The organism is Rhizobacter sp. P1_G5 (assembly GCF_056405435.1).
The window spans coordinates 1-9,857 of sequence record NZ_JBFUCB010000182.1; the positions used below are offsets into that span (position 1 = coordinate 1).

Here is a 9,857-nt window from a genome sequence, read left to right on the forward strand (position 1 = left end):
CGCTGCTGGCGGTGCCCGCGGGTCTCGCGATCACGCGCCACCAGTTCGCCGGGCGCGAGTTCCTGAACGGGCTGTTCCTGTCGCCGCTGATCATTCCGCACCTGGTGCTCGGCGTCGCGCTGCTGCGGCTGTTCGCGCTGGTCGGCGGCACCGGCAGCTTCGGCTTCCTGGTGTTCGCGCATGCGCTGATCGTCACGCCGTACACGCTGCGGCTGGTGGTGGCGGCGCTGGTCGGCTTCGACCGCAGCGCCGAGCAGGCGGCCGCGTCGCTCGGGGCCGGCCGCTTCACCGTGTTCCGGCGCATCACGCTGCCGATGATCCTGCCGGGCGTCACCGGCGGCTGGATGCTTGCCTTCATCAACAGCTTCGACGAGGTGACGATGTCGATCTTCGTGACCTCGCCGAGCACGGTGACGCTGCCGGTGCGCATGTACATGTATGCGACCGAATCGATCGACCCGCTGATGGCCGCGGTGTCGGCGCTGATGGTCGGCGTGACGGCCTTCGCGATGGTGCTGCTCGATCGCGTCTACGGGCTCGACCGCGTGCTGGTGGGGCGCCGATGATGAGCACGCATCGACCGCTGCTGGTGCGCCTGGCCGAGACCGACCGTGCGAGCGTCGCCTTCACGCTCGACGGCGAACCGGCCACCGCGCTCGAGGGCGACACCGTGCTGACCGCGGTGCTGACGCAGCACGACCGCCTGCGGCGCAATGAGTTCAGCCACGCGCCGCGGGCAGGCTTCTGCCTGATGGGCGCCTGCCAGGACTGCTGGATCGCGACGGCCGACGGCGAGCGGCTGCGCGCCTGCGCCACCTTCATCGCGCCGGGCATGGCCTTGCTGAGCGACGGGGAGGGCACATGACGGCGCCCGTGATCGTCGGTGCCGGCCCGGCCGGCGTGYGCGCGGCGCAGGCGCTGGTCGCGCACGGCCTGCGGCCGGTGCTGATCGACGAGGCACCGCGTGCCGGCGGGCAGATCTACCGGCGCCCGCCCGCGCACTTTCGCCGCACGGCCGCCGCGCTGTACGGCACCGAGGCTGCGCGCGCGAGCGCCTTGCATGCCACGGCCRACGGCCTCGCCGACCGCATCGACCACCGGCCCGACAGCCTGGTGTGGAACGCGCAGGGCGGCATGCTCGACGTGCTGCACCGCGGCCGCATCGAGYGCGTGCCGTACCAGGGCCTGATCGTCGCGACCGGCGCCACCGACCGCGTGCTGCCGGTGCCGGGCTGGACGCTGCCGGGCRCCTTCACGCTGGGCGGTGCGCAGGTGGCGCTGAAGTTCCAGGGCTGCGCGATCGGCGAGCGTGTCGTGCTGATGGGCAGCGGGCCGCTGCTGTACCTCGTCGCGTACCAGTATGCGAAGGCGGGTGCGCAGGTCGCGGCGGTGCTCGACAGCGCGCGGCTGGTCGACCAGCTCGCCGCGCTGCCGCTGATGCTGACGCAGCCGTCGACGCTGATGAAGGGCGCGTGGTACGTGGCCTGGCTGCACGCGCACCGCGTGCCGATCCTGCGCGGTGCGCGGCCGCTGCGGATCGCCGGCGGCGAGCGGGTCGAGGCGGTGCAGTTCGAGCACCGCGGCCAGGCCCGCACGATCGAGTGCGATGCGGTCGGCATGGGCCATGCGCTGCGCCCGGAGACCCAGCTCGCCGACCTGCTCGGCTGCGGCTTCGCGTTCGACGCGTTGCAGCGCGCGCACCTGCCGCTGCGCGATGCGGCCGGCCGCAGCAGCGTGGCCGGCGTGTACCTGGCCGGCGACGGGGCCGGGATCCTCGGTGCCGACGCCGCGGAATGGGCCGGCGAGCGCGCTGCACTGGCGCTGCTGGAAGACCGCAGCATCCCTGTCGACGCCGCGCGGGCGCGGGCGCTGGAGCAGCGCCTGGCCGGCATCCGGCCGTTCCGCCGCGGGCTCGAACGCGCCTTCCCGTTCCCGGCCGACTGGGCAGCGCGTGCCGATGACGAACTCGTCGTCTGCCGCTGCGAGAACGTCACCGCCGGCCAGCTGCGCGCGACCGTGCGCGAGACCGGTGCCGACGACATCAACCGGCTGAAGGCGCTGTCGCGCGTCGGCATGGGGCGCTGCCAGGGGCGCATGTGCGGCGTCGCGGCAGCCGAGGTACTGGCGCAGGCCTGCGGCCGGCCGGTCGGCGAGGTCGGGCGCCTGCGCGGACAGGCGCCGATCAAGCCGGTGCCGTTCGTGGCGCTGCGCGAAGCGGAGGTCACCCGATGACGGCCCGGCGGATCGTCACCGATGTCGCGATCGTCGGCGGCGGCATCRTCGGCAGCTCGGCCGCGCTCGCGTTGCGCCGCATGGGGCTCAAGGTGGTGCTGCTGGAGCGCGACCTGTGCGGCTCGCGCTCCAGCGGCGTCAACTACGGCGGCGTGCGGCGGCAGGGCCGGCCGCTGTCGCAGCTGCCGCTCGCGCAGCGTGCACACGAGCTGTGGGGCCGCTTGCCGGAGCTGATCGGCACTGACGGCGAATATGTGCGCAGCGGCCATTTCAAGATCGCGCGCAGCGCGGCCGACATGGCCTCGCTGGAGCGCTACCGCGCGATGACCCAGGGCTTCGACCTCGAGCTGGAGCTGGTCTCCGGTGAGCGCCTGCGCGCGCTGTGCCCGTGGCTGGGCCCGAAGGCGGTCGGCGGCTCGCTGTGCCGCGACGACGGCCAGGCCAATCCGCGGCTGGTCTCGCCCGCGTTCGCGCGCGCCGCCGAGCGGGCGGGGGCCGTGGTGCTGGAACGCACGCCGGTCGACGAAGTGATCGGCGACCGCAATGGGTTCACGCTGAGGTCCGGAACCACGCTGGAGGTGCACGCGCCGCTGTTGCTGAACTGCGCCGGCGCCTGGGCCGGGCAGCTCGCGGCGCAGTTCGGCGAGCCGGTGCCGATGCGCTCCGGCCACCCGGCGATGGCCGTCACCGAGCCGCTGCCGCCCCTGATGGACTGGAGCCTCGGCGTCGAGGGCGGGAGCATCTACTGCCGGCAGGTGGCGCGCGGCAACCTGGTGCTGGGCGGCGGCTCGGGCCTCGCGCTCGATGCCGACCGTGCGCGCTCGGAGCGCGACGCGATCACCGCGCTGGCCGGCCAGGCGATCGAGCTGATCCCCGCGCTGCGCGATGCCCAGCTGATCCGCACCTGGAGCGGCACCGAAGGCTACCTGCCCGACCGCGAACCGGTGCTCGGCTGCAGCCGCACGATGCCCGGGCTGATCCACGGCTTCGGCTTCGCGGGGGCGGGCTTCCAGATCGGGCCGGCCGTCGGCGAGGTGCTGGCCGAGCTGGCCCGCGACGGACACACCAGCACGCCGATCGCCGCGTTCGGCATCGAGCGGTTTGCCGCACCCCCGACGCCGCCGGCTGCTTCCGCCCCCTCGTCACTTCCCGAGTTGTCTCATCGTTGAAAGGATCGACCATGCCAAGCACTTCCTCGCTCCGTGCCCGCCGTCTGCTGGTGGGAACCGTGGCCGCCGCTGCCGCGCTGCTGTCCGCCGGYGCCGCGCATGCACAGGCCAAGACGMTSTACATCGGCATGAACGGCGGCACSATGGAGAAGGCGTACACCCAGTACGTGTTCCCCGCCTTCGAGAAGATGTACGGCGCCAAGGTCGTCGTCGTGCCGGGCACCTCGTCGGACATCCTCGCGAAGGCGCAGGCCAACAAGGACAAGCCGCAGATGCACGTGATGTTCCTCGACGACGGCATCATGGTGCGCGCGATCGGCATGGGGCTGTGCGAGAAGCAGCGGCCGAGCCCGGCGCTGAACGACCTGTACCCGGCCGCGCGCTTCAAGGGCGACATGGCCAGCGGCGTGAGCCTCGGGATGACGGGCCTCGCCTACAACAAGAAGATGTTCACCGAGAAGGGCTGGGCCGCGCCGACCTCGTGGATGGACCTCGCCGACCCGAAGTTCAAGGGCAAGGTGGTGTTCCAGTCGGTGGCGTCCTCGTCGTTCGGGCTGCACGGCTTCCTGATGTTCAACCGCATCCAGGGCGGCAACGACAAGAACGTCGAGCCCGGCTTCAAGGCTTGGCCGGACAAGATCGGCCCGAACGTGCTCGAGTACATCCCGAGCTCGGCCAAGCTCTCCGAGATGGTGCAGACCGGCGAGGCCGCGCTGTTCCCACTGACGCCCACCGCGGTGGCGGCCCTCAAGGTGAAGGGCATCCCGGTGGAGTACGCGCAGCCCAAGGAAGGCTCGGTGGTGCTGATGGTCGGCCAGTGCGTGATCGCGAACAACAGCGAGCCCGAGCTGGCGCAGAAGCTCGCCGAGTTCCTGCTGAGCCCGCTGGCGCAGGCCAACGTGCTGCAGTACGGCAGCCAGATCCCGACCAACCCGAAGGCGCCCGCGGTCGGCGAGGGCGCGGCCCAGGTTGCGCAGATCTCTCAGTGGATGAAGAACGCGGTGACGCTCGACTGGGAGAGCATCAACGCGAACCGGCCCACCTGGAACGCGCGCTGGAACAAGACCATCGAGAAATGACGGCCCCCCAGTCGCTTCGCTCCTGCCCCCGAGGGGCGCCACCCCAGGGGCCCGGAAAAGCCGGTTCCCCGGGGCGTTGCTTGATCGTCAGATAGAGAGATCAGCGGCGCTCGTACTGTTGTTTTCCGAAGAGGGCGTTGCGCGCCTTCTCGTCGTTGAGCGGCTTGCGGTGCTCGGCCAGCACCGCGACGCCGCGTTGCACCGCGGGGCGGGCGGCGATCTCGTCGAACCAGCCTTTCAGGTGCGGGAAGTCGTTCCAGTCGATGCCCTGGTTCTTCCACGAGCGCAGCCACGGGAAGATCGCGATGTCGGCGATGCTGTACGCCGGGCCGGCGATGTATTTCGACTTCGCGAGCCGCTTGTCCATCACGCCGTAGAGGCGTTTCGCCTCGTTGGTGTAGCGGTTGATCGCGTACTCGATCTTCTCGGGCGCGTAGATGCGGAAGTGGTGCGCCTGCCCGAGCATCGGGCCGACGCCGCCCATCTGGAACATCAGCCATTCGAGCACCTGGTAGCGCTCGGTGGTGCCGGTGGGCAGCAGCTTGCCGGTCTTGCCCGCGAGGTACATCAGGATGGCGCCCGACTCGAACAGCGAGATCGGCTGGCCGTCCGGTCCGTCGGGGTCGACGATCGCCGGGATCTTGTTGTTCGGGCTGATCGCGAGGAATTCGGGTTTGAACTGATCGCCGGCCCCGATGTCCACCGCCGTCACCTTGTACGGCAGCCCGCACTCTTCCAGCATGATGTGAACTTTGTGGCCATTCGGCGTGGCCCACGAATACACTTCGATCATCTTGTCTTCCTCAGGTCGACGTTCTGCAGCACGGGCGTGCTGTGTGGATGCGACTCTAGTTCAAGCACGGCCTTCATGCTCGACGCGATCAAACGACTGATCTCAGGCAAGCCTGACGGCCCGGATTGGCGGGCGGTGTCGGAGTGGGCCCGCGAGAACAAGATGGCCTTCAAGCGCGTGCGCGAGGAAGAAGGCTTCGTGATCGACGGCGGCATGGACAGCAAGCCGTGGCGCCTCGAATGGGGTTCGCCCCAGCGCCCCTACATCGAGGGCCATGAACTGCGGCTGCGCATGGAGCTCGGCCTGCCGCCGAACCTGCAGGTGCTGCTGCTGTCGCAGCCGTTGCGCGAGACGCTGGAGCGCCAGACCTTCGAGCGCTTCACCGAAAGCACGCAGACCGTGATCGACGGCGCGACGCCGGAAGAGATGCGCTGGCTCGCGATGTTCGCGAAGGTCACGTTCGCGGCCTCGAAGGCGGTGCGCATGCGTTTCGGGCTGGTCGGCAACACGCCGCAGGTGGCGGCCTCGTGGGTCGAGGGCGCGCTGGCCCGGCAGCTCGAAGACGCCAGCGGCAACCTGCTGGCGCAGGAGCCGCCGTTCGTGCTGATGCTGTTGCGCGGCCGGGTCTACCTGCGCATGCAACTCGCCGACCCCGATCTCGCGGCGGTGCGCCAGGCGGTCGGCCTGTTCGAGGTGGCGGTGCTGCAGGCGGTGCGGGTGGCCGGTGGGGTGGGCGCCGGCGAGGGCGCCGCCAGCGGCTGGCCGAGCACGTCGTCGACCGCGTGGCAGACCCAGCTCGGGCCGGATGATCCCAAGGACTCGTCGCGCCATTGAGACCCAGCGGACACCGTGGAACCGGCTTTGCCGGGCCACTGGTGGCGCCCCCTTGAGGGGGAGGCGCGAAGCGCCTCGGGGGTGGGTCAGCTATATCGGCCGAGTTCCATCTTCGCAATCGCATTGCGATGCACTTCATCCGGCCCGTCCGCAAACCGCAGTGTCCGCGCCGCCGTGTAGAAGTACGCCAGCGGAAAGTCATCGCTCATCCCGCCGCCGCCGTGCACCTGCATTGCCCAGTCGATCACCTGGCAGGCCATCGATGGCGCCACCACCTTGATCATCGCGATCTCGCCCTTGGCGGTCTTGTTGCCGGCCACGTCCATCATCCACGCCGCCTTCAGCGTCAGCAGCCGCGCCTGTTCGATCTTGCAGCGCGCCTCGGCGATGCGCTCGCGCGTGACGCCCTGGTCAGCGATCTTGCGGCCGAACGCGACGCGCGATGACGCCCGTCGGCACATCAGCTCGAGCGCCCGCTCGGCCAGCCCGATCAGCCGCATGCAGTGGTGGATGCGGCCCGGGCCGAGCCGCCCCTGCGCGATCTCGAAGCCGCGGCCCTCGCCGAGCAGGATGCTGCTGGCCGGCACGCGCACGTCGGTGAACGTCATCTCGCAATGCCCGTGCGGCGCATCGTCATACCCGAACACCGGCAGCGGCCGCACCACCTTGACCCCCGGCGCATCGGCCGGCACCAGGATCATCGACTGCTGCGAATGCCGCGGCGCCTCGGGGTCGGTCTTGCCCATGAAGATGTAGACCGCGCAGCGCGGGTCGCCGGCGCCCGAGATCCACCACTTGCGGCCGTTGATCACGTACTCGTCGCCGTCGCGGCGGATGCTCGATTCGATGTTGGTCGCGTCCGACGAGGCCACATCGGGCTCGGTCATCGCGAACGCGCTGCGGATCTTGCCGTCGAGCAGCGGCTCGAGCCAGCGCTTCTTGTGCTCGGCCGTGCCGTAGCGCACGATGGTCTCCATGTTGCCGGTGTCCGGCGCCGAGCAGTTGAACACCTCGCTGGCCCAGGGCACGCGGCCCATCAGCTCGGCCAGCGGCGCGTACTCCTGGTTGGTGAGGCCGGCGCCGAGCTCGCTCTCGGGCAGGAACAGGTTCCACAGGCCTTGCGCGCGCGCCTTGGTCTTCAGTCCCTCGATCAGCTGCAGCGGCGTCCAGCGCTTGCCGGCGTGCGTGTTGGCCTCGATCTCGGCGTTGAAGGCGGCCTCGGCCGGGAAGACGTGCTCGTCCATGAAGCGGGCCACGCGGGCCTGCAGTTCCTGGGTGCGCGGGGAGTAGCTGAAGTCCATGAGGAAGTCTCCGGGAGGTGCTCGGTTGCCGTGTCAGGTGCCTTGTTGCGCAATGCGCCAGCCCATCTCGGCCAGCGGCCGCGCGCCGGCAGCGGCCTGGCGCGCCTGCGCGCTCGAGGCGGTGCCGTCCTCGACCCGCTTCGCGATGCCTTGCAGGATGCCGGCCATGCGGAACAGGTTGTAGGCCATGTAGAAGTTCCAGTCGGCCATCACCGCCTGCGGATCGGCGCGGCCGGTGCGTTCGCAGTAGCGGCGCACGTAGTCGGCCTCGCCCGGGATGCCGAGCGCGGCCAGGTCGAGCCCGCCGATGCCGCGGAACGCGCCGGGCGGGATGTGCCACGACATGCAGTGGTAGCTGAAGTCGGCCAGCGGGTGGCCGAGCGTCGAGAGCTCCCAGTCGAGCACCGCCAGCACGCGCGGCTCGCTCGGGTGGAAGACCAGGTTGTCGAGCCGGAAATCACCGTGCACCACCGACACCTGCGATTCGTCGCGCGCGCTGGCCGGCATGTGGGCCGGCAGCCACTGCATCAACGCGTCCATCGCGTCGATCGGCTGCGTGATCGAGGCCTGGTACTGCTTGCCCCAGCGCGCGATCTGGCGCTCGAAGTAGTTGCCCGGCTTGCCGTAGTCGGCCAGGCCCGCGGCGGCGACATCCACCTGGTGGAGTGCTGCGATCACGCGGTTCATCTCGTCGTACAGGCGGCTGCGCTCGGCGGGTTCGAAGCCGGGCAGCGACTGCTCCCACAGCACGCGGCCCTGGATGAACTCCATCAGGTAGAACGCGCGGCCGATCACCGATTCGTCCTCGCACAGCAGCAGCATCTCGGGCACCGGCACGGCGCTGCCGTGCAGCGCGCGCATCACGCGGAACTCGCGCTCGATCGCATGTGCCGACGGCAGCAGCTTCGCGGCGGGGCCGGGCTTGGTGCGCATCACGTACGAGCGCGACGGCGTCACGAGCTTGTAGGTCGGGTTCGACTGCCCGCCTTTGAACTGCTCGACCTGCAGCGGCCCGGCGAAGCCCGGCAGCGCGGCCTGCAGGTGGGCCTGCAGCGCGGCGATGTCGAACGCATGCGATTCGGCGACGGGTTTGGTTCCGGTGTAGGCGTCCATGCGGTCCTGTCAACGTTCGCGCGTCAGCGCTCGATTCTCAGCGTTCCGAAATCGCGAGCAGCTTGTCCTTCGACAGCACCACCAGCCGCGTCGGCTCGATGCGCACCGCGCCGTCGCGCTCGAAGCCCTTCAGTTCCTGGTTCACGCRCTGGCGCGACGCGCCGAGCAGCTGCGCCAGGTCTTCCTGCGCGAGCTGCAGCCCGATGCGGATCTCCTGGCCCTGCTCGATGCCATAGCTGCGCGACAGCAGCAGGATCTGCTTGGCCAGCCGTGCCGCGAGCGGCATCGTGTTGAGGTCTTCCACCACGTCGAACATCAGGCGCAGCCGGCGGCAGTTCAGCTTCAGCAGCGCCTCGTAGAGCTCGGTGTGCTGCGCGAGCAGTTCGCGGAAATCGGCCTTGCGCACCACCAGCAGCGTGGTCGCGCCATGCGCGTTCGCATCGTGCGTGCGGGGCAGGCCGTCGAACAGCGAGATGTCGCCAAACCACAGCCCGGGCTCCACGTAGGTCAGCGTGATCTGCTTGCCCGAGAGCGAGACCGAGCTGACGCGCACCGCGCCCTTGGCGACGCCGCACCATTCGTCGGCCGCTTCGCCGCGCGACGAGAGCAAGGCGCCGTCGTGCACACGGCGCACGATCGACCGCGAGAGGATGGCATTGCGCAATGGCTGCGAGAGTTTGGAGAACCACGAACCCGATTCGATGTTGGCCTGCTCATCGATTGTAAGAACGGGGGTATTCATGTTTTGTCTCTGACGTGACAGGGTGCGACCTCATTGTCCACGAAGGTCATTGCTGAAAGAGTGCGCGGATTCCCTTCACAAGGAGAGCACATCATGGGCGAACGAGCGCTGGACATCACGAGCAAGGAAGGTCGCGTGAGCGATGCCGAATGGCGCACGCGCGTGGATCTTGCGGCGGCGTATCGGCTGGTAGCGCATTTCAAGTGGGACGACTTGGTGTTTACCCACATCACCGCGCGCGTGCCGGGCGAGGAAGACCGTTTCCTGATCAACCCGTACGGGCTGATGTTCGACGAGATCACCGCATCGAGCCTGGTGAAGATCGACCTGCAGGGCAACAAGCTCGACGACTCGCCGTTCCCTGTGAACCCTGCCGGTTTCACGATCCACAGCGCGATCCATTCGGCGCGCCACGATGCGCAGTGCGTGCTGCACACGCACACGCTGAATGGCGTCGCGGTGTCGGCGCAGCAGGGTGGGGTGCTGCCGCTGTCGCAGCAGTCGATCTTCATCCTGTCGAGCCTCGCGTACCACGACTACGAAGGCGTCGCGCTGCGCGACGAGGAGAAGCCGCGGCTCGTGAAGGACCTCGGC

General features: G+C 69.5%; 11 protein-coding genes. 7 read left to right on the top strand and 4 right to left on the bottom strand.

Annotated features, from left to right (window positions below; all coding sequences use genetic code 11):
* The 5 genes from AC1D12_RS14535 to AC1D12_RS14555 all read left to right on the top strand — a co-directional run.
* The coding region (locus tag AC1D12_RS14535; RefSeq protein WP_477841123.1) for an ABC transporter permease at positions 1-566 on the top strand (566 nt) is incomplete at its 5' end.
* Positions 563-865: a (2Fe-2S)-binding protein gene (locus AC1D12_RS14540; RefSeq protein ID WP_477841125.1), complete on the top strand. Its 303-nt coding sequence runs from the start codon at positions 563-565 to the stop codon at positions 863-865. The genes AC1D12_RS14535 and AC1D12_RS14540, both read left to right, overlap by 4 nt.
* Positions 862-2,232, top strand: coding sequence for an FAD/NAD(P)-dependent oxidoreductase (locus tag AC1D12_RS14545; RefSeq protein ID WP_477841127.1), 1,371 nt, complete (start codon positions 862-864; stop codon positions 2,230-2,232). The genes AC1D12_RS14540 and AC1D12_RS14545 overlap by 4 nt, the downstream gene beginning before the upstream one ends.
* Complete coding sequence (locus AC1D12_RS14550) at positions 2,229-3,401, top strand: NAD(P)/FAD-dependent oxidoreductase (RefSeq protein ID WP_477841129.1); 1,173 nt, start codon at positions 2,229-2,231, stop codon at positions 3,399-3,401. Before AC1D12_RS14545 ends, AC1D12_RS14550 begins: the two co-directional genes overlap by 4 nt.
* A gap of 11 nt (positions 3,402-3,412) precedes the next feature.
* Positions 3,413-4,480, top strand: a complete 1,068-nt coding sequence (locus AC1D12_RS14555) for an ABC transporter substrate-binding protein (protein ID WP_477841130.1) — start codon at positions 3,413-3,415, stop codon at positions 4,478-4,480.
* 100 nt (positions 4,481-4,580) lie between these two features.
* On the opposite strand, the gene AC1D12_RS14560 is transcribed toward AC1D12_RS14555, so the two are convergent.
* A complete protein-coding gene (locus AC1D12_RS14560) occupies positions 4,581-5,273 on the bottom strand; it encodes a glutathione binding-like protein (RefSeq protein ID WP_047502679.1) in 693 nt (230 codons plus the stop codon).
* A gap of 75 nt (positions 5,274-5,348) precedes the next feature.
* On the opposite strand from AC1D12_RS14560, the gene AC1D12_RS14565 reads away from it, so the two are divergent.
* Positions 5,349-6,107, top strand: a complete 759-nt coding sequence (locus AC1D12_RS14565) for a hypothetical protein (protein ID WP_052211435.1) — start codon at positions 5,349-5,351, stop codon at positions 6,105-6,107.
* Positions 6,108-6,193: 86 nt separating this feature from the next.
* On the opposite strand, the gene AC1D12_RS14570 is transcribed toward AC1D12_RS14565, so the two are convergent.
* From AC1D12_RS14570 to AC1D12_RS14580, 3 genes are read right to left on the bottom strand one after another with little or no spacing between them, the layout of a single operon-like run.
* The gene (locus AC1D12_RS14570; RefSeq protein ID WP_477841133.1) at positions 6,194-7,408 is read right to left on the bottom strand and encodes an acyl-CoA dehydrogenase family protein; all 1,215 of its coding nucleotides are present in this window, start codon (positions 7,406-7,408) and stop codon (positions 6,194-6,196) included.
* A gap of 33 nt (positions 7,409-7,441) precedes the next feature.
* Positions 7,442-8,521 carry a phosphotransferase family protein gene (locus tag AC1D12_RS14575; protein WP_477828761.1) on the bottom strand — a complete coding sequence of 360 codons (1,080 nt, stop codon included), beginning with the start codon at positions 8,519-8,521 and terminating at the stop codon, positions 7,442-7,444.
* 37 nt (positions 8,522-8,558) lie between these two features.
* Positions 8,559-9,263: a Crp/Fnr family transcriptional regulator gene (locus AC1D12_RS14580; RefSeq protein ID WP_477841134.1), complete on the bottom strand. Its 705-nt coding sequence runs from the start codon at positions 9,261-9,263 to the stop codon at positions 8,559-8,561.
* A gap of 93 nt (positions 9,264-9,356) precedes the next feature.
* Here AC1D12_RS14580 and AC1D12_RS14585 point away from each other — a divergent pair.
* On the top strand, positions 9,357-9,857 hold a 501-nt coding region (locus AC1D12_RS14585), incomplete at its 3' end, for a class II aldolase/adducin family protein (protein ID WP_477841136.1).